This is a genomic window from Roseomonas sp. WA12, from assembly GCF_054165765.1.
The window spans coordinates 4,013,621-4,030,920 of sequence record NZ_CM135108.1 but is presented as its reverse complement, the minus strand read 5'-3'; the positions used below and the strand labels follow the sequence as shown (position 1 = coordinate 4,030,920).

At 72.2% G+C, this 17,300-nt stretch carries 18 protein-coding genes; 11 read left to right on the top strand and 7 right to left on the bottom strand.

Going from position 1 to position 17,300, the window contains the following annotated elements:
* Nucleotides 1-118 precede the first annotated feature (118 nt).
* Nucleotides 119-640 carry a hypothetical protein gene (locus tag ACVBD7_RS19065; protein WP_458094820.1) on the top strand — a complete coding sequence of 174 codons (522 nt, stop codon included), beginning with the start codon at nt 119-121 and terminating at the stop codon, nt 638-640.
* A 214-nt stretch (nt 641-854) separates the two neighbouring features.
* Here ACVBD7_RS19065 and ACVBD7_RS19060 read toward each other — a convergent pair whose 3' ends face one another.
* Together ACVBD7_RS19060 and hemE are read right to left on the bottom strand one after the other, a co-directional pair.
* On the bottom strand, nt 855-1,853 hold the full coding sequence (locus tag ACVBD7_RS19060) for an alpha/beta fold hydrolase (RefSeq protein ID WP_458094819.1): 999 nt from the start codon (nt 1,851-1,853) through the stop codon (nt 855-857).
* Between the two features lie 293 nt (nt 1,854-2,146).
* On the bottom strand, nt 2,147-3,199 hold the full coding sequence (gene hemE / locus ACVBD7_RS19055; RefSeq protein WP_458094818.1) for a uroporphyrinogen decarboxylase: 1,053 nt from the start codon (nt 3,197-3,199) through the stop codon (nt 2,147-2,149).
* Nucleotides 3,200-3,528: 329 nt separating this feature from the next.
* Here hemE and ACVBD7_RS19050 point away from each other — a divergent pair, with 329 nt between their 5' ends.
* Both ACVBD7_RS19050 and ACVBD7_RS19045 read left to right on the top strand, forming a co-directional pair.
* Nucleotides 3,529-4,413, top strand: coding sequence for a pyruvate, water dikinase regulatory protein (locus tag ACVBD7_RS19050; RefSeq protein WP_458094817.1), 885 nt, complete (start codon nt 3,529-3,531; stop codon nt 4,411-4,413).
* 259 nt (nt 4,414-4,672) lie between these two features.
* Complete coding sequence (locus ACVBD7_RS19045) at nt 4,673-5,311, top strand: Maf family protein (protein ID WP_458094816.1); 639 nt, start codon at nt 4,673-4,675, stop codon at nt 5,309-5,311.
* Nucleotides 5,312-5,363: 52 nt separating this feature from the next.
* Here the strand turns inward: ACVBD7_RS19045 and secB are convergent, their stop codons facing one another.
* The gene (gene secB / locus ACVBD7_RS19040; RefSeq protein ID WP_458094815.1) at nt 5,364-5,900 is read right to left on the bottom strand and encodes a protein-export chaperone SecB; all 537 of its coding nucleotides are present in this window, start codon (nt 5,898-5,900) and stop codon (nt 5,364-5,366) included.
* A gap of 114 nt (nt 5,901-6,014) precedes the next feature.
* Nucleotides 6,015-6,572 carry a histidine phosphatase family protein gene (locus tag ACVBD7_RS19035; RefSeq protein WP_458094814.1) on the bottom strand — a complete coding sequence of 186 codons (558 nt, stop codon included), beginning with the start codon at nt 6,570-6,572 and terminating at the stop codon, nt 6,015-6,017.
* 440 nt (nt 6,573-7,012) lie between these two features.
* Here ACVBD7_RS19035 and ACVBD7_RS19030 point away from each other — a divergent pair, with 440 nt between their 5' ends.
* From ACVBD7_RS19030 to ACVBD7_RS18995, 8 genes are all read left to right on the top strand, one after another.
* Nucleotides 7,013-7,666, top strand: a complete 654-nt coding sequence (locus ACVBD7_RS19030; RefSeq protein WP_458094813.1) for a Tim44/TimA family putative adaptor protein — start codon at nt 7,013-7,015, stop codon at nt 7,664-7,666.
* On the top strand, nt 7,644-8,657 hold the full coding sequence (gene mltA, locus ACVBD7_RS19025) for a murein transglycosylase A (RefSeq protein ID WP_458094812.1): 1,014 nt from the start codon (nt 7,644-7,646) through the stop codon (nt 8,655-8,657). Before ACVBD7_RS19030 ends, mltA begins: the two co-directional genes overlap by 23 nt.
* A 128-nt stretch (nt 8,658-8,785) precedes the next feature.
* Entirely contained in the window at nt 8,786-9,601 is an 816-nt protein-coding gene (locus ACVBD7_RS19020) for a hypothetical protein (RefSeq protein ID WP_458094811.1), read from the top strand.
* A gap of 334 nt (nt 9,602-9,935) precedes the next feature.
* Entirely contained in the window at nt 9,936-10,721 is a 786-nt protein-coding gene (locus ACVBD7_RS19015) for a (Fe-S)-binding protein (protein WP_458094810.1), read from the top strand.
* The gene (locus ACVBD7_RS19010) at nt 10,718-11,350 is read left to right on the top strand and encodes a DUF1345 domain-containing protein (RefSeq protein WP_458094809.1); all 633 of its coding nucleotides are present in this window, start codon (nt 10,718-10,720) and stop codon (nt 11,348-11,350) included. The genes ACVBD7_RS19015 and ACVBD7_RS19010 overlap by 4 nt, the downstream gene beginning before the upstream one ends.
* 395 nt (nt 11,351-11,745) lie before the next feature.
* Nucleotides 11,746-12,732: a KpsF/GutQ family sugar-phosphate isomerase gene (locus ACVBD7_RS19005; RefSeq protein WP_458097725.1), complete on the top strand. Its 987-nt coding sequence runs from the start codon at nt 11,746-11,748 to the stop codon at nt 12,730-12,732.
* A 92-nt stretch (nt 12,733-12,824) separates the two neighbouring features.
* Complete coding sequence (locus ACVBD7_RS19000) at nt 12,825-13,676, top strand: 3-deoxy-manno-octulosonate cytidylyltransferase (RefSeq protein WP_458094808.1); 852 nt, start codon at nt 12,825-12,827, stop codon at nt 13,674-13,676.
* Complete coding sequence (locus tag ACVBD7_RS18995; RefSeq protein ID WP_458094807.1) at nt 13,673-14,269, top strand: histidine phosphatase family protein; 597 nt, start codon at nt 13,673-13,675, stop codon at nt 14,267-14,269. Before ACVBD7_RS19000 ends, ACVBD7_RS18995 begins: the two co-directional genes overlap by 4 nt.
* A gap of 75 nt (nt 14,270-14,344) precedes the next feature.
* Here the strand turns inward: ACVBD7_RS18995 and ACVBD7_RS18990 are convergent, their stop codons facing one another.
* The 3 genes from ACVBD7_RS18990 to ACVBD7_RS18980 form a co-directional block, all read right to left on the bottom strand.
* Complete coding sequence (locus ACVBD7_RS18990; protein WP_458094806.1) at nt 14,345-15,979, bottom strand: heparinase II/III family protein; 1,635 nt, start codon at nt 15,977-15,979, stop codon at nt 14,345-14,347.
* Nucleotides 15,976-16,680 carry a ribulose-phosphate 3-epimerase gene (rpe, locus tag ACVBD7_RS18985; protein ID WP_458094805.1) on the bottom strand — a complete coding sequence of 235 codons (705 nt, stop codon included), beginning with the start codon at nt 16,678-16,680 and terminating at the stop codon, nt 15,976-15,978. Before rpe ends, ACVBD7_RS18990 begins: the two co-directional genes overlap by 4 nt.
* Before the next feature lie 91 nt (nt 16,681-16,771).
* Nucleotides 16,772-17,242 (bottom strand): Lrp/AsnC family transcriptional regulator, encoded by a 471-nt coding sequence (locus ACVBD7_RS18980; RefSeq protein WP_458094804.1) that lies wholly within the window; start codon nt 17,240-17,242, stop codon nt 16,772-16,774.
* Between the last annotated feature and the right edge of the window lie 58 nt (nt 17,243-17,300).

Here is a 17,300-nt window from a genome sequence, read left to right as displayed (position 1 = left end):
CGTTCCGCCTCCCAATGGCCCGATCGGATGGAGGATTTGCCCGGTGCACCACGGACTTCGCGCGATGGCTCTCGTCGCGTTCCTGCCGCTTGCCGCCTGCGGGACAGCGGAGCTGCCCATGACCTACAACCCCCTGACGGCGCCGCGACCGGTCGCGATGGCGCGGCCGGTGGTGGCCGTCGGGCCCGTGACGGACGAGCGGACGGACGGGCAGGCAAATACCAGCCAGTTCGGGACCATCCGCGGCGGCTACGGCAACCCGTTGCGTCGTCTGGCGGCGCCGACGCCGGTGAGCGATGTGGTGGCTCAGGCGTTCCGCGACGCGCTGGCCGCGCGCGGGCTGCTCGCCCCCGGTGCGGGCGGCGGCTACGAGCTGCGGGTGCGGGTTCTGCAGTACAATGCCAGCAAGCTGATGCGAACCGAGGCCAACGTGCAGTTCCAGGGAAGCCTGGTGAACCGCGCGACCGGCGCCGTGGCCTGGACGGGCGAGGGGCGGTCGGACCTGGTGGAGAGCGGCGACATCCTGGCGGGCGGCATCCTGGCGAACCCTGAGGAGCTACGGGGGACGACGCTGCGAGCCATGGCGGCGGCGATCGACGCGATGCTCGACCGGCCGGATTTCGTGGCGGCGCTGCGCTGATTCTGGGTGGGGCGGGTGGCCGCTAGGGGCGGCTTTTCCTTCCCCACTCTCCCTCCACCGGGGATGCATCGGCCTCCCCGCACCCCGCGTTCGGCTTTTCGGAGTGCCCGGACAACGCGGGCTGAGATGGCCGGTGCCAGGGGTCTGTGACCCTCAGCGAGACCCCTGAAAACAAATGGTGGGGTTCAGGGGGGACGCCCCTGGCGCAACACTCTCACCAGGCCGGTAAAGGCGCCTTGGCCCAGGCCAACCCCGCCGCATCCGCGCCGGAGGGGAGCGGGGCGGCCGGGCGGTCCATCCAGGCGAGCATGTCGGCGATGACGGTGGGGGCCGCGAGGTCGCGCAGCGGCATGTGGTGGACGGCGGTGTAGTAGGCGATGCGGGCCGGGGCGTCGGGTGAGATGGCGCTCAGCAGGGCGCGGGTGGCGACGGGGGGCACGAGCTGGTCCCGGGCGCCGTAGACCAGCAGCATCGGCGGGGTTTGGGCGCGCAGGCGCGGGCCGGCGGCGAGGGCGTCGTCCATCAGGTCCACCAGGCCGCGCGTGGTGTCCACGCGGGTTTCGCGGATGGTCAGCGGGTCCCGCGCCAGGCGGTTGAGGGCGCGCATGTTGTCGGTGGGTGCGAGGCCCGGGACGCTGGAGGCCACCGCAATGCGCGGGATGGTGTGGGCGAGCACCTCGAGCAGGCCGACCGCCAGCCGGGGCATGGTGACGCGGCCCCAGACGGCGGGGGCGAGCAGGACGTAGCCGGTGACCTCGGGCGGCGCCTGGCGGGTGGCGGTGAGGAGCAGGACGGCGCCGCCCATGCTTTCGCCGAGCAGGAACAGCGGCACGCCCGGGTGGCGGGCGCGGAGGAGGCGGGCGGCGGTGGCGGCGTCCTCGGCCAGGGTCTCGGCGCCGGGCCAGACCCCGCGGTGGGGGGCGCCGCCGAAGCCGCGCTGGTCGTAGGCGTAGACGGCCAGGCCAGCGGCGGTCAGCGCCTCGGCCGGTTCAATCATGAAGTTGCGGCTGTCGTTGAACCCGTGGAGGCAGAGGAGGACGGCCTTCGGGGTGCCCTCGGGCTGCCAGGCGCGGAGCGGCAGGCGGGCGCCGTCCGGCATGGTGAGGGCGTCCTCGGCCAGAGCGGCGTCGGCGATGCGTGGGCCGGCGGGGATGAGCTGAGGGGTGCAGGCGGCCAGGGGCAGGGCGAGCAGGGCACGGCGGGGGAAGGGCATCGTGCGGGGATGTGGGGCGGCGGGGGCTTGGCGTCCATGAGGGGTGCGGGTGACCCCAGGGGCGTCGCCCCTGAACCCCGACCGGGGAGCCTGAGGCTCCCCGGACCCCACTATCTGCTTTGGGTGGGTGCGCCTGAGGTCTTGGACCTCAGGCGACTGGCAGGGCGGCTTCAGTGGCCTTGGTTTTGGCCTGCGGCGCGTTTGGACGTGGTTTTTGAAACCGATCGCGGGGTCCGGGGAGGCCGTTGCCTCCCCGGCGAAGGGGGAAGGGGGGAAGCAGCGCTTCCCCCGGGCTACCCGCGCTTTACCTGCTCGACCAGCGCCGCGACGTTCTCGATCGGCGTGTCGGGCGTGATGCCGTGGCCGAGGTTGAAGACGAAGGGGCGGCCGCGCATGGCGGCGAGGATCTCGGCGGTGGCGGTGCGCAGGGCGTCGCCGCCGGCGACGAGGATGCGAGAGTCGAGGTTGCCCTGGAGAGTGACGCCTTGGGGGAGCGGGCCGCGGAGGTCCACGGTCTCGTCCAGGCCGACGGCGTTGACGCCGGTGCGGGCGGCATAGGCGGGGGTGCCAGGGCCGGCCAGGCGGGGGAAGCCGATCAGGGGGTAGTCGGGGCCGAGGCGGGCCCTCAGCCGGGCCGTGAGCGCGGTGGTGGGGGCGATGACCCAGCGCTCGAACCCGTCTGGGGGGAGGAGGCCGGCCCAGGAGTCGAAAAGCATCAGGGCTTCGGCGCCGGCCTCGGCCTGGGCGACGAGGTAGGACTCCGCGGCGTCGAGCAGGGTGGCGAAGAGGGCGTCGAGGAAGGCGGGGTTGGTCTCGGCCATGCCGCGGGCGATGGGGAAGCCGTGGCCGCCGCGCCCGTCGATCATGTAGCAGGCCACCGTCCAGGGGGCGCCGGCGAAGCCGATCAGGGCGGTGCCGGGGTGGTTCGCCTCGAGCCCGGCGCGGATGCGGGCGACGGTTTCCATAATGGGGGCGGCCCGCGCTGCGGCGCCTTCGGGGCGGAGGGCGGCGAGGGCGGCGGTGTCGCGCACGGGGTCGAGCATGGGGCCGACTCCCTCGGGGCCGCCGGTGCCATAGCGGAGCGGCTGGCCCATGGCCCAGGGGAGCATGGGCAGGTCGGTGAAGAGGATGGCAGCGTCCAGCCCGGGGAAGCGGCGCAGCGGCTGGAAGGTGACCTCGGCCGAGAGCTCGGGGTTGAGGCAGAGCTGGAGGAAGCCGCCGGCCCTTTCCTTCGTCGCGCGGTACTCGGGCAGATAGCGGCCGGCCTGACGCATCAGCCAGATCGGCGGTGGCCAAACGGGGTCGCCTGCCAGGGCACGCAGGAAGGGTTTGTCCACGGGGTCCATCGGGCCCCTTTCACTCTAATTGGATTCTTAAGGAAAGGAGGGGGTGTAGAGGGTCCCTGTGAGTCCTGTGGACGCAATCCTCGGGGTAATCTGTCCAGAGGGTTGTCCACAGGGGTCCGAGGCAGGGACTCGGTGAGTCGAGCCGAGTCGGCGACTCACGGTGGGGGTTATGGAGCGGGGCGGCTGGATTCTATTCAGGGTGGCGTGAGTCGTGACTCACCCTCCCCGTGACTCAGGGAGGGGGGATGAGTCGGGAGATCTATCCCCAGGACTCACCTTTGGGAGTCGTATCCTCCCCAAGGGTCACGGGGTTGGGCTAGGGTCCGCGGATGCCACGCACCACCAACCTCCACCTCGTCTCCGACAGCACGGGGGAGACGCTCAACTCGATGGCGCGGGCGACGCTGGCGCGGTTCGAGGAGCCGAATGTCATCCAGCACCGCTGGTTCCTGGTGCGCTCGCGCTTTCAGCTGGAGCAGGTGCTGGAGGGCATCCAGGCGGAGCCCGGGCCGGTGCTGTTCACCATGGCCGACACCTCACTCCGGCACAGTCTGGAGGAGTTCTGCGGGCGGCTGGGGGTGACGCATCTCTCGGTGCTCGATCAGACGCTGGACCTCCTCCAGAAGGAGATCGGCGAGGCGGCGAAGGAGAAGCGGGCCGCGCAGCACGTGCTGGATGCCGACTACTTCCGACGGATCGACGCCATGCATTACGTGCTGGCCCATGACGACGGGCAGGGCACGGCCGGGATCGCGGAGGCCGATGCCTGCCTGGTCGGCGTCTCCCGCAGCAGCAAGACGCCGACCTGCTTTTACCTGGCGAACCGCGGGATCAAGGCGGCGAACGTGCCGATCGTGCCGGGTGCGACCCTACCGCCCGAGCTGGAGCATCCGCCCTGCCCGGTGATCGGGCTGACGATCGAGGCGAACGCGCTGCTGGAGATCCGGCGGCATCGGATGAAGCTGATCGGTCAGGGCGCAGTGCGGCAGGACGCGACGGATTACGTGGACCCCGAGGCGGTGCGGGCCGAAATCCTTGCGGCGCGGCGGTTGTGCACCTCGCGGGGCTGGCCGGTGATCGACGTGACGCGGCGGAGCATCGAGGAGACGGCGGCGACCGTGCTGCAGCTGATGGAGGCCTGGCACGCGCGGATGGCGCCGCAATCCGTGCAGGGCGTGCCGCGCGGGGCGAACCAGGGGCCGCCGGCGCGATAGGTGGGCGTTCGCGGTCGGGTGGCCCCGGGGAAAGCGCTGCTTTCCCCAGACCCCTATCGCCAAAGGCCTGAGGCCCCTGGACCCCCATCCGGCTGCCGCGGATTGGTTCCTGATCTGTCAGTCGCCTCGGGTCGTGGACCCGAGGCGCACCGTCAGCCCAAGTGATTCCGAATATCAGAAGAAGATGATGGTGAGGGGTCCGGGGAGAGGAAGAATTCCTTCTTCCTCTCCCCGGGACAGACCGGAAGAGGCGATAGGCATGGCGGGTGAAGGTTTGCAGGTGGAGGCGCCTGTGGTGGTGCTGGCCAGCGCGTCGGCGGCGCGGCGGGCGGTGCTGGCGGGCGCGGGGTTGCGCTTCGAGGCGGTGGCGGCTGCGGTGGACGAAGGGGCAATCAAGGAGGCTGCGCGGGCCGAGGGGATTCCGGCGGCGGATGCGGCGCTGATGCTCGCCGAGGCGAAGGCGCGGCGGATCGCGGCGCGGTGGCCGGAGGCGCTGGTGGTCGGCTGCGACCAGATCCTGGTGCTGCCGGAGCCGGACGGGGAGGATCGCTGGTTCGACAAGCCGGAGAGCGTGGCGGAGGCGCGGGCGCATCTGCTGGCGCTGCGGGGGCGGACGCACCGGCTGGTGACGGCGGTGCTGTGCTGGCGGGGCGGGCGGCGGATCTGGCAGCACGTGGCGGCGCCGTCGCTGGCGATGCGGCCGTTTTCGGATGCGTTCCTCGACGCCTATCTGGCGATGGAGGGGGAGGCGCTGACGGCGACGGTGGGCGCGTACCGGCTGGAGGGGCCGGGGGTGCAGCTGTTCGACACGGTGGAGGGGGAGCACGCGGCGGTGCTGGGCCTGCCGCTGCTGCCCTTGCTGGGCTTCCTGCGGCAGCACGGGGTGCTGGTGGGCTGAGGCCGTCCGGATGGAACGGCCCGCGCGATGGGGCGGGCCGTTCCGGTGTTGCTCAGGAGAGCATCGTGCCTTCGGGCAGGCCGCCGGGGGCGCCGCCCTGGCCGCGGCGGGACTGCCACAGGGCCACGAAGTCGATCGGCGTGAGGGCGACGGGCATGAAGCCGCCATCGCGCGTGACGTCCGAGAGGATGTTGCGGGCGAAGGGGAAGAGCAGGCGCGGGCATTCCACCAGCAGCACGGGCTCGAGCACGTCGGGCGCCACGTTCACGGTGAAGAGGCCGGCATAGGCAAGCTCGGCAATGAAGGCGGTGGTGCCGTCGGAGGTCTTCGCGTCGCAGCGGATCTGGAGCGTGACCTCGAAGACGTTGCCGCCGTCCTGCAGGGCGCGGGCCTGGACGTCGAGCGCCACGTCGATGCGGGGCTGCTCGCGCAGCGAGGTGTAGATGCCGGGCGCGCCCGGAACCTCGAAGGAGAGGTCGCGGACGTACTGCAGGTTCACCACCAGGGGGCCCTGGGGCTGGTCGTTCGGAAGGCCATTCGGAGGCTGGCCGTTCGGGGGGAAGTCGGCGGGCGGCGGCAGGTCGGACATGGGATCGGGCCTTGTTCGGCGGGGATGGCGGCGGCGGGGTAGCACGGGGCGGGGCGGGCTGTCAGGCGGGGGCGGCGCGGGGTTGCCGCGCTTTTGGCCTCCGGCGGCGCGGGTTCAGCCGTGGTGCCAGTTCACGCTTTCCGGGCCGTCCTCGGTTGGGTCCACGCGGAGCCACTGGCCGTTCATCAGGGACTGGCCGGTCATCGCCATGATGAACCCCCAGTGGCAGACAACGACGGTGTGGGCCCAGTCCGGGCGCTCGCGCATCTCGCCGCGAAAGAGGCGGGCGCGGGACATGATGGATTCCGCGGGTTCCTCCTCCTGCGGCCACCAGATGGCGTCGAGATGGGCGAAGTCGTGCTCGGGCCAGGCCTCGGTGAGGCTTTCGCGGGGGGAGCCGACATCGCAGGCGAAGGCGTAGCGTTCCCGCACCAGGGAGTGGACCTCGACGGGCAGGCCCAGGCGGCGGGCGAGGGGAGCCGCGGTCTGCAGTGCGCGGGTATAGGGGCTGGCGACGATGCGTCGGACGCCTTCGTTCCCGAGGGCCTCGGCGGCGGCCTCGGCCTGCTCCTGGCCGAGCGGGGTGAGGCGCGGGTCCTCGATGCCCGGGTCAACGCGGGTGGCATTGAAGTGCAGGTTGAACTCGCTCTGGCCGTGGCGCAGCAGGATCATGGCGGGGGCCTCCGGGAGGATCTTGGGGTCGGCGATAGCGGGTGGGGTTGGAGGGCACAACGCCTGGGATGGGGAGTGGTCGGGAGCCATCCTGGGCTGAGGCGCGGGCGGCGACGGGGGGCCAACTTCCCGAACTCCAGGGCAGTCGCCGAGCGTTTGTCCCACCGCGGGGAAGTGGCGGCACTCCCGGATTCTGCGAGGGGGTTGCTGCCGGGGGAGGAAGGGATCTGGCAGCGCGGGCTGCCACGCCGGTCGCCCGAGATCATGGGCTTCAGGAGCCCCCAGCCGTGACGTCCTGCGACAGCCCCGTACAGGAGTTTGAGGGAGGGTTCGGACAGGGGAATTCCCTCCTCCTTCCGGGTGCAGACCCTCTCAAAGGGGGCGCGGCTGTTGCGGCGGGGGGCTGCCGCCCCTACCTGTAACCGATCAAGGAGAGAAAAATGCAGGGCGGCGGCTTCCCGATTGATCTGATCCTGTTCGGGATGGTGGCGGCCTTCCTGGTGCTGCGCCTGCGCAGCGTGCTGGGGCGGCGGACCGGTTTCGAGCGGCCTCCGGGCGAGCGCGGGCCGGTGGCGGTGCCGCCGGCGGTGGGCGATGCGGCGCCAGTGGCGGCCGGGCCGGTGCGCGGTGTGCCGGACCCGCGCGGGCCGGTGGGCCAGGCACTGGCGCGGATTCGCGCGGCGGATCCGAATTTCGACCCGGCGGGCTTCCTGGGTGGGGCCGAGGGCGCGTTCCGTATGATCGTGGAGGGCTTTGCCGCGGGGAACCGGGTGGTTCTGCGCGACCTGCTCTCGGACGAGACCTATGCGGGCTTCGAAGGTGCGATCACCGAGCGGGAGTCCAAGGGCGAGGTGCAGCGGACCGAGATCCGCGACATTCGCGAAGCCTCGATCGACGGGGCGGATCTGCGCGGGACGGTCGCCGATGTGACGGTGCGCTTCGTGTCGGATCAGGTGAACCTGACCACCGATGCGCAGGGCAAGCCGGTGGCCGGGGCCGATGCGGTGACCGAGCTGACGGATATCTGGACCTTCCAGCGCGACGTGCGGAGCCCGGATCCCGCCTGGAAGCTTGTGGGGACGCGCTCGGCTTGAGGGCGGCCTGAAGGTGGTGCGGCGCGCCCCTGCGGGGGCGCTTCTCCTTCTTTCACTGGTTCTGTCGGGCTGCGGCGGGTTGCCGGGCTGGGAGCGCGACCGGGTTTCGGAAGCGCTTCCGGCCTTTCGGGCGGGCTGCGCGGCGACGAGGGACGCGGGTGCGTTGGCGGCTGCCTGTGCCGAGGTGGCGCGGGTGCCGGCGGGCGATGAGCGGGCGGCGCGGGCCTTCCTGGACCGGCATTTCGAGCCGGTGCCGGCCGGCGAGGGGCTGATCACCGGGTATTACGAGCCGGTGCTGCGCGTTTCAGCCACGCCTGGGCCGGGATTTTCGGCGCCACTGCTCGCGGTGGCGCCAGGCGCGCCGAATCTGGACCGTGCGGGGATCGAGGCGGCGGTGGCGCGCGGGCAATGGCCGGGCGCGGTGCTGGCCTGGGCCGATCCGGTGGATGCGTTCTTCCTGCAGATCCAGGGATCGGGCCGCGCGGTGTTCCCGGATGGGACGGTGCGGCGGCTCGGCTATGCCGGGAAGAACGGGCATCCCTATGTGCCGGTGGGGCGGCTGCTGATCGAGCGCGGGGCTTTGACGCGCGAGACGGTCTCGATGCAGACCATTCGCGCCTGGCTCGCGGCAGCGCCGGCCGCGGAGGCGCGGGCGTTGATGGAGGCGAACCCGTCCTGGGTGTTCTTCCGCTGGCGGGACGACCTGGCCGTGGAGGGCGGGCCGGCGGGGACGCTGGGGGCGCCTCTCGTGCCCGGGCGGTCGGTCGCGGTGGACCGGGCGCATGTGCCGCTGGGAACGCCGATCTGGATCGCGACGCGGGACCCGGTGACGGGCGCGCGGCTGGAGCGGCTGGTGGTGGCGCTGGACACCGGCGGGGCCATTCGCGGGCCGGCGCGGGCGGATCTGTTCTGGGGCTGGGGCGACGAGGCCGGGGCGGCGGCCGGGCGGATGCGCGAGACCGGGCGGGTGTGGGTACTGCGGCCGCGGTGAGGCGGCCGGCCCCGGTGGTGAGCGAGTGGTGACGCGCATTCGCGGTGGGGTTCTTTCGCGATAGGCGCGGCCTGCCTAGCCTTGGTGCCGAGATGCGCCGCGACCGGCGGTGCCAAGGGATGCGTCAGATGCCGGCAGGTGAGCCGAACCCCGTCGATCCGCCCTCGCCCGAGGTGGTGGCCTTGCAGCGCGAGCTGAAGGCGCTGCGGGCGCAGATGAAGGTGCAGGCGCACAAGATGCTGCTGATGCATCGGGCGCTGGCGGCGGGCGGCGTGCTCGGCCCCGCGATCCTCGATTCACCCACCGCCGAGGGAGCGGCGGAGGTGTTGCATCGGGTGGGCTCGCCGCATGCCGTGTTCTCCTTCGGATCGAAGGGGCAGGGCATCTATTCGCCGCGGCCGGAGATGGCGGCGACGCTGACCGAACTGGGGGTCGATGTCCTGTTCTACCGGGATTTCCAGCAGGCCTGGTGGTGCCAGGGGCTGATGGGGTTGAGCCGCGACGTCGCCTCCACGGCCGAGTATCTGCGCGGGCGGGTGCGGGCGTTCGGCTACAGCCGCGTGATGACCACCGGTACCTCGATGGGCGGCTACGCGGCGATCCTGTTCGGGGTGAAGATCGGGGCGGAGCGCATCATCGCCTTCGGGCCGCAGACGCGCGTCAATCTCGCGGCTTTTGAGCAGTACGAGGGCACGGATGCGCGGGCGGTGAAGTTCGACTTCCGCGGGCGCGACGCGGATCTGGCGCGGGTGCTGGATGAGATCCCGTATGACGGGCGTATCGAGATCCACTTCAGCACGCGCAGCGGCACCGATGCGCTGCAGGCGCGGCATCTGGCGCGGTTTCCACAGGTGTCGCTGCATGCCTATGACAGCGAGGAGCACAACACGGCGGCGGTGCTGAAGGCCGAGGGGCGGTTGGCGGGGTTGTTCCGCTTCGACTGAAAGGCGCTTGTGGGCTGCTGGGGGAAGTATCGTTTCCCCCAAGGGCGACAGTGAGCTTTTGCCCGCGCCGGCGAGCCACCAGGCTCCTCGTATCCCGCGTGAAGTTAGCTGGGGCGTGCTGATCGAGGGCGGCGCTTCAGGACAAAGATCTTGGCGGCTTGAGCGGATCTGCCAGGCACCGAGGGTCGCTGGCCCCTGGCGAAGCAACCGGAAACAGATGGAAGTCCGGGAAACCTGGTTTCCTGGTGGAGGGGTTCAGGGGAGGTGACGCCTCCCTTGGGGCAGCCCGTGGTTCGTGTAGCGCCGGGTCTGGCGCGGGCCTATTCTGCGGGGGATGTCCGAGATCCTGTCCAAGCCCCGCGTCGCGCTGTTCGTCACCTGCCTGGTGGATCTGTACCGGCCCAGTGTGGGGTTTGCCGCGATCCGGCTGCTGGAGGAGGCGGGGTGCCAGGTGGAGGTGCCGGCCACCCAGACCTGCTGCGGGCAGCCGGCCTACAACACGGGGGACCGGCGGACCGCGGCGGACCTTGCGCGGGCGGTGGTGGATGCTTTCCTGGGATATGATTTCGTGGTGGCGCCCTCCGGGTCCTGTGCGGGGATGATCGCGCATCATTATCCCGCGCTGTTCGCGGATGATCCGGAGTATCGGGGGCGGGCGGAGGCGCTGGCCGCGCGGACACATGAGCTGACCGCGTTTCTCGTGGATGTGCGCGGGGTGGATGTGGCGCGGGCGCCCTATGATGGCGTGGCGGCCTATCACGATTCCTGTTCGGGGCTGCGGGAGCTGGGAGTGCGGGCGCAGCCGCGGCGGCTGCTGTCCCGCGTGCCGGGGCTGACGGTGAAGGAGCTGGCGGAACCGGAGGTGTGCTGCGGCTTCGGCGGCACCTTCTGCGTGAAGTATCCGGACATCTCGACGCGGATGGTGACGGACAAGGTGGCGGATATCCGCGCGACGGGAGCGGACACGCTTCTCGCGGGCGATATGGGCTGCCTGCTGAACATGGCCGGGCGGCTGAAGCGCGAGGACAGCCCGGTGCAGGTGCGCCACGTGGCGGAGGTGCTGGCGGGGATGACCGGGGATGTGCCGCCGATCGGGGAGACGGTGGGCGAGCGGCGGTGATCCTGCCGCGGCTCACGCGCCGGCCCATCCTGATGGGGGCGCTGGCGACGGGTCTGGTGGCCGGTGTGCTGGCTTGGTGGCTGGGGGCGGGCGGGGTCTCGGCCGGGCTGTTCGGCTGGGATGCCTCGGCGCTGGTGTATCTGGTGGCGATCCTGATCTGGCTCTGGGGTGCCTCTCCGGAGGATCTGCGCGACCGGGCGGCGCGGCTGGACGAGGACCAGTGGGCGATCCTGCTGCTCTCAGTGACGGCGGCGCTGGTGGCACTGGTGGCGGTGGGCGCGGATCTGGTGCTGGCAAAGGGTACGCCGCGTGCCGGGGCGGCGGCGGCGCTGGCGGGGGCGACGGTGCTGCTCTCCTGGGTGTTCGTGCAGGTGCTGTTCGCGCATCACTACGCGCATGTGCACTGGCTGCACGGGGAGGCGCTGGACTTCCCGGGAAACGAGCGGCCGGACTTTCCGGAGTTCCTGTACTTCGCGATGACGGTGGGGATGACGGCGCAGGTCTCGGACGTGACGACGCAGTCCGCGGGAATGCGGCGGCTGGTGCTGGGGCACGCGCTGCTGGCCTTCCTGTTCAACGCCGTGGTGGTGGCGGCGGCAGTGAACCTGGCGGCGGCGCTGGTGGGATAGCGGCGCCGGCCCGTTGCGAGCGCGCGGCTTGCGGTACATGGCACGCCTTCAAGGCCTATTCCGCGAAAGCGGTATCCCGGCCCCTGGGTGGGAAGCGTGGCTCCCCCGGCTTGGCTCCCGTCCGGGAGCGCGGGGCAGGGATGGGGGAGAGGCTTTGCTAACCTCGGACCCACATCCTAAAGAACGCGGCGAAACGGCCGGAGATCGTCGATGCGCGAGGCGCAGCCCGTCCTTGACGCCTTCGGCCCGCGATTCGGCCATGCCTCACGGGGGGTGCCGTACCAGGCATGGGGCCCGGCAACGGGCCTTGCGCGACGAGGAGCGGCATGATGCGCGCTGCGGGCGGCATGGCGGGTTCGCCGGAGGGTTCGACGATGGAAACGGACGCGCAGCAGATGGATGGCGTGGACGCCGCAGCCGATGCCGTGCGCGACGAGGCGCGCCGGACCCTGCGGCTGGAGGCCGAGGGGCTCGAGGCGCTGCGCGCGGCGCTGGACGGGCCGCTGGGCGAGGCCTTCGGGCGTGCGGTGGCGGCCATTGGCGGCGCGGGCGGGCGGGTGATCGTCACCGGCATGGGCAAGTCCGGCCATGTCGGGCGCAAGATCGCGGCCACCCTCGCCTCCACCGGTACGCCCGCCTATTTCGTGCATCCGGCCGAGGCGAGCCACGGCGATCTCGGCATGATCGCGGATGACGACGTGGTGCTCGCGCTGTCCTGGTCCGGGGAGGCGCCGGAGCTGGCCGATGTAATCGCCTATGCCCGCCGCTGGAGCATCCCGCTGATCGCCATCACCTCCCGCGTCACCGGCACGCTGGGGGCGGCGGCGGATATCCCGCTCGTCCTGCCCGTGATGCCCGAGGCCTGCCCGAACGGGCTGGCGCCCACCACCTCCACCACCATGCAGATGGCGATCGGCGACGCGCTCGCCGTCGCGCTGCTGTCCCGCCGCGGCTTCTCGGCGCAGGACTTCCGGCGCTACCACCCCGGCGGCCGGCTCGGGTCCCAGCTGCGCAAGGTGCGCGAGGTGATGCACACGGGTGCCGACGTGCCCACCGTGGCGGAGGACGCGACGCTGTCCCGTGCCATCATGGAGATGACGGGCAAGCGCTTCGGCACAACGGCGGTTGTGGATGCGGGCGGCCATCTCGTCGGCGTGGTGACGGATGGCGACTTGCGGCGCGCTTTCCAGACCGGGTTCAACGACGGGCCGGTGCGGGAGGCGATGTCGCGCCAGCCGCGCACCATCGGGCCGGACGCGCTGGCAGAGGAGGCGCTGCACCTGATGAACGAGCGGCGCATCACCAGCCTGTTCGTGCTGGAGCACGGGCGGCCCGCGGGGATCCTTCACCTGCACGACCTGCTGCGGATCGGCGTGGCCTGAGGGCCGGCCTTCGCGCATCCCTTACGCGCATTCTCAACGTGCATTCCTAATCCGGGCGCGCGGCTGCCGCCCGATGCTGATGGGCGAGCTGCATGAGTGTTCTGATCGTCATTCCCGCGCGGTGGGGATCGACCCGGTTTCCCGGCAAGCCGCTCGCGCCGCTGCGCGGCGTGCCGATGCTGCAGCGGGTCTGGGCCATTGCCCGCGCGGCGGCGCCCGGAGCGCGGGTGGTGATCGCGACCGATGACGAGCGGATCGGCGCCTTCGCGGCGGGGATCGGGGCGGAGGCCGTCATGACGGATCCGGCGATCCGCAACGGGACGGAGCGCGCGGCCGCGGTGCTGGCGTCGCTCCCGGCGTCGCCGGGCGGCACGGCAGGCGCCACACCGGGCGTCGTTGCAAGCGCAACGCCGGACTTCGTCGTCAACCTGCAGGGGGATGCCGTGCTCACGCCGCCCTGGGTGATTGCCGCGATGATCGAGGCGGCGCGGGACCCGGCGATCCGCATGGTGACGCCGGCGACGCGGATGCTGCCCGAGGCGCTGGCACGGCTGGTGGCGGCCAAGGCAGCGGGGGAGGTCGGCGGGACGACGGTGGTGCGGAACCAGGCGGGCGACGCGCTGTACTTCTCGAAGTCGATCATCCCCTATCGGCGCGCGGCGGATGACGTGCCGGTGCTCAGGCATATCGGGCTGTACGGCTACCGGCCGCAGGTGCTGTCGGCGCTGGTGGCACTGCCGATGGGGCCGCTGGAACGTGCGGAGAGCCTGGAGCAGCTGCGCGCGCTGGAGCACGGCATCCCGATCCGCGTGGTGGAGGTGGATTACCGGGGGCGCACGCATTGGGGCGTGGACACGCGCGGCGACCTGGAGCGCTGCGAGGCGCTGATCGGGGAGGAGGGTGAGTTGCTCTCCGCCTGGGACGGCACGGGGGTGGCGGCATGATCCTCTTCGCGCGGCACGGCAACACCTTCGACCCCGGCGAGCGGGCGGTCTGGGTGGGAGCGCGGACCGATCTGCCGCTGGTCGAGGAGGGGCGGCGGCAGGCGGAGCGGCTGGCGGCGGGGCTGGTCGCCGAGGGCTTCGCGCCGGCACGGATCGTAGCCGGGCCGCTGCGCCGGACGCGGGAGTTCGCGGCCATCCTGGCGGGGGCGCTGGGCGGCAGCGTCGTGATCGACGACCGGCTGCGGGAGTTGGATTACGGCGCCTGGGAAGGGCTGGACAGCGCGGAGGTGGTGGCCCGCGAGGGCGCGGCCGTGCTGGAGGATTGGGAGAAGCGGCTGCGCTGGCCGCCCGCCGCCAGCGGCTGGGGCGAGGGCGAGGCGGCGGTGCGCGCGCGGGTGGAGGGCTTCCTGGCGGAGGCTGGGGCGGCGACGCCTGTGCTGGCCGTCACCAGCAACGGGATCCTGCGCTTCGTGCGGGCCTTGCTGGAAGGGCCGCCGGCGGCCGGGGAGGGGAAGGTGCGGACCGGCGCAGCCTGCCGGCTGCATCGGGTGGGCGAGGCGTGGCGGATCGAGAGCTGGGACCAGCGCCCATGAGAGGGACGCCCCTGGCCGCGTAACAGGCCTGCGTCGCGGGGCGTCGCCCGGGCTCTCTGGTGTCAGCCGCTGGTGTCAGCCGTCCGTCGCCGCCACGCGGCCGATCGCCCATTGCACATGGCCTGACCCGGCCTCCGCCGAGACGACGACCTGGGTGGCGGGGCGGGCCTCGCCGAACATCTGGATGCTGTCCTCGACCGAGACGCGGCCGCCGCGGGCACGCAGGCGCCAGGGGCTGCCGGTGGGAGGCCGCAGCAGCACCGAGGCGCCGTCCTCGCCCATGGTGGCGGTGACGGCGGGGTGGAGGTGGAAGCGGACGGTGAAGGCGGGGATTTCCTCCGCCTCCACCAGGTCCTCGCCGCGCAGGTCGTCCCCGGATTCCGCGAGGTAGAGGCGGCGGCGGTGAATGGCGTTGAACCCGCGCTTCCAGCCGTCATGCGTGGCTTCCAGCCATTGGGCGCCGCTGGCCTCGTGGCGTTCGGCTTCCACATGCTCGGGCCGGCGGCCGAGGCCGTCCTCGGTCAGCTCACTGCTGTTGGTATCGGCTAGCGTCAGGGTGGAATGGGCGGCGGTGGCGCGCAGCGCATCGCGCCAGGCGCCTTCGGCGGCCGGCGCCGCGCCGCAGTTGATGATCAAGCGGTCGCGGCCGATCGACATCTCGAAGGAGAGGGTGCCGGCATGGTGCATGCGGTCGGCGCCGCGGGGCAGGCCGCCCGGGGCGGGGCCGCCGCCGAGCCCGGCGCCGCGGGCCGGGGGCGGGCCGCAATCGGCAATGACGAGGGTGCGGCCGGCCTGCAGGCGCTGGAAACCGGCATCGCCGAGGATGAGCGGCGCGCGGCCGCGGGCCTGGGCCTGGGTAAGGACGAGGTCCAGCAGGCTCGCGGATTCCTCGCGCGTGCCGTTGAAGGCGGCGAGGCCCCCGTCGCCGTGGCGGAACAGGCGCAGCGCGGGCGCGGCGCGGTCCAGCGCATGGGCGAGATGGGGCGGGGCCTCGATGCCGGCGCCGTGGAGGAGGTTGCGGATCTCGATGAGGTCCTGCAGCGCCAGCAGCAGGATGCCGGGGCTGCGTTCCACATGCGCGCCGTCGGGCAGGATCTGGCGGTCGATCTCGGCGGGCAGCAGCTTGAGGCAGCGGGTGAGCCAGGGCTCCTCCTCGAGCGCCACCGCGGCGGCGAGCGCGCCCTTCAGTGACACCAGGGCGCCGCGATGGCGGGCGTCGGCGGGGAGGATGGCGACGAGGGCGCGGGCGTCGGAGGCCAGGCGGGCCATCATGGCGCGGCGGAAGCCGTCCTCGGCCGTGGCGGCGATGAAGTCCCAGTGGCCGAGCCAGGCGGAGAGGCGGGCGCCGACCACTTCGGGGGCGTTGGCCAGCGGGTCGGCGACCGGGGCCTCCAGCCAGGCACGGGCGATGTCGCGGGCGTGCATGCGGGCGGAATCGGTACCGAGCGCCCGGAGGTCGCGCAGCCAGGCGAAGCCGTGGAGTGCGGCGCGCCAGGGCGGGCTACCGGCGGCGGGGCCGAAGGCGGCGGGGTCGTCGGGCAGGGGACGGACGGTGCCGGCCACCTCCAGCTCGCCCTGCAGGAGGCGCTGGCCGCGTTGCGCATCGCCCGGCCAAAGGTCGCGGAAGGCGCGGGAGGGCGCCTCGGGCACCCGGATGGGCTTGAGGGTGGAGAGGGTGCGGCGGGCGCCGCGGAGCCAGCGGCCGCTCATGCCCAGACTCCGGTCTTGGCGCATTGGGGGCTGCGGAGGGCGGCGATGGCCTGGGGGCGGTCCGGCGCACCGAACACGGCCGTGCCGGCGACCAGCACGTCGGCCCCGGCCTCGAGGCAGAGGGGGGCGGTCCTGATGGTGACGCCGCCGTCGATCTGGAGGCGGATGTCGCGGCCTCCCCCGGCAACCTGCGCGTCGATCATGCGGCGCAGGGTGGCGATCTTGGGAAGTTGGCTTTCCAGGAAGGACTGGCCGCCGAAACCGGGGTTCACCGTCATCACGAGGATCAGGTCCACGAGGTCCAGCACATGGGCAATGCTCTCGACGGGGGTGGCGGGGTTCAGCACCACGCCGGCTTTCCTGCCCAACGCCCGGATGGTCTGCAGCGAGCGGTGGAGATGCGGGCCGGCCTCGGGGTGGAGCGAGATGAGGTCGGCGCCGGCCTCGGCGAAGGCGGCGAGATAGGGATCGGCGGGCGCGATCATCAGGTGCACGTCGAAGGGCATGCGGCTGAGGGGGCGGAGCGCCTTCACGATGGACGGGCCGAAGGAGATGTTGGGGACGAAATGGCCGTCCATGATGTCCAGGTGCAGCCAGTCGGCGCCGGCCGCCTCGATGGCGGCGACCTCCTCGGCCAGCCGGGTGAAGTCGGCCGCGAGCAGCGAGGGCGCGATCAGGACGGGGTGTGGGGCGCGTGTCACGCGGGGGTTATGCGGCAGAGGGGAGGGGGCATCAACACGCGGCGCTGCGCTTCGTCTCGCGAGATGCGGCCACCGGGCGCGACGCGGCTCATCAGACCGGCAGGGCCGTGGTGGACTTCACCCGTTCCATGGCGAAGCGGCTGGTGACGTTGCGCAGGCCCGGCACGGCGGCGGTGAGGCGGCGGTAGAAGGCGTCATAGGCCGGCATGTCCGCCACCGCGACGCGGAGCAGGTAGTCCACGTCCCCGCCCATGCGCCAGCATTCCAGCACCTCCGGCATCGTGGTGACCGTCTCGGCGAAGGCGTCGATCCAGGCGGCGGAGTGATCGCCGATCTCGAGCGCGACGAAGACGGAGAGGGGCAGGCCGACCTTGGCGGGGTCGAGCAGGGTGGCGCGGCCGGTGATGACGCCGGCTGCCTCCATCCGGCGGATGCGCTTCCAGCAGGGGGTGGGGGTGAGGCCGATCTCGGCCGCGATGGCGGCGAGCGACAGGGCCGCATCCGCCTGGATCAGGCGGAGGATGGCGCGATCGGTGGGGTCCAACTCCGGCTGTGCCGACATGGGCCAGATCCTTCTCCCGTTGCCGCTCGTACGAGCAGAAAAATCTTTGTGTTGCGGG

What these genes read in the sequence shown, in the direction of transcription:
- ACVBD7_RS19015 (WP_458094810.1), top strand. Translation starts at nt 9,936, where the DNA reads ATGTCCGAGATCCTGTCCAAGCCCCGCGTCGCGCTGTTCGTCACCTGC.
- ACVBD7_RS19045 (WP_458094816.1), top strand. Translation starts at nt 4,673, where the DNA reads ATGGCGGGTGAAGGTTTGCAGGTGGAGGCGCCTGTGGTGGTGCTGGCC.
- secB (WP_458094815.1), bottom strand. Translation starts at nt 5,900, where the DNA reads ATGTCCGACCTGCCGCCGCCCGCCGACTTCCCCCCGAACGGCCAGCCT.
- ACVBD7_RS19000 (WP_458094808.1), top strand. Translation starts at nt 12,825, where the DNA reads ATGAGTGTTCTGATCGTCATTCCCGCGCGGTGGGGATCGACCCGGTTT.
- ACVBD7_RS19035 (WP_458094814.1), bottom strand. Translation starts at nt 6,572, where the DNA reads ATGATCCTGCTGCGCCACGGCCAGAGCGAGTTCAACCTGCACTTCAAT.
- hemE (WP_458094818.1), bottom strand. Translation starts at nt 3,199, where the DNA reads ATGGACCCCGTGGACAAACCCTTCCTGCGTGCCCTGGCAGGCGACCCC.
- ACVBD7_RS18980 (WP_458094804.1), bottom strand. Translation starts at nt 17,242, where the DNA reads ATGTCGGCACAGCCGGAGTTGGACCCCACCGATCGCGCCATCCTCCGC.
- ACVBD7_RS19050 (WP_458094817.1), top strand. Translation starts at nt 3,529, where the DNA reads ATGCCACGCACCACCAACCTCCACCTCGTCTCCGACAGCACGGGGGAG.
- ACVBD7_RS19030 (WP_458094813.1), top strand. Translation starts at nt 7,013, where the DNA reads ATGCAGGGCGGCGGCTTCCCGATTGATCTGATCCTGTTCGGGATGGTG.
- ACVBD7_RS19020 (WP_458094811.1), top strand. Translation starts at nt 8,786, where the DNA reads ATGCCGGCAGGTGAGCCGAACCCCGTCGATCCGCCCTCGCCCGAGGTG.
- ACVBD7_RS18990 (WP_458094806.1), bottom strand. Translation starts at nt 15,979, where the DNA reads ATGAGCGGCCGCTGGCTCCGCGGCGCCCGCCGCACCCTCTCCACCCTC.
- ACVBD7_RS18995 (WP_458094807.1), top strand. Translation starts at nt 13,673, where the DNA reads ATGATCCTCTTCGCGCGGCACGGCAACACCTTCGACCCCGGCGAGCGG.
- ACVBD7_RS19005 (WP_458097725.1), top strand. Translation starts at nt 11,746, where the DNA reads ATGGATGGCGTGGACGCCGCAGCCGATGCCGTGCGCGACGAGGCGCGC.
- ACVBD7_RS19065 (WP_458094820.1), top strand. Translation starts at nt 119, where the DNA reads ATGACCTACAACCCCCTGACGGCGCCGCGACCGGTCGCGATGGCGCGG.
- ACVBD7_RS19060 (WP_458094819.1), bottom strand. Translation starts at nt 1,853, where the DNA reads ATGCCCTTCCCCCGCCGTGCCCTGCTCGCCCTGCCCCTGGCCGCCTGC.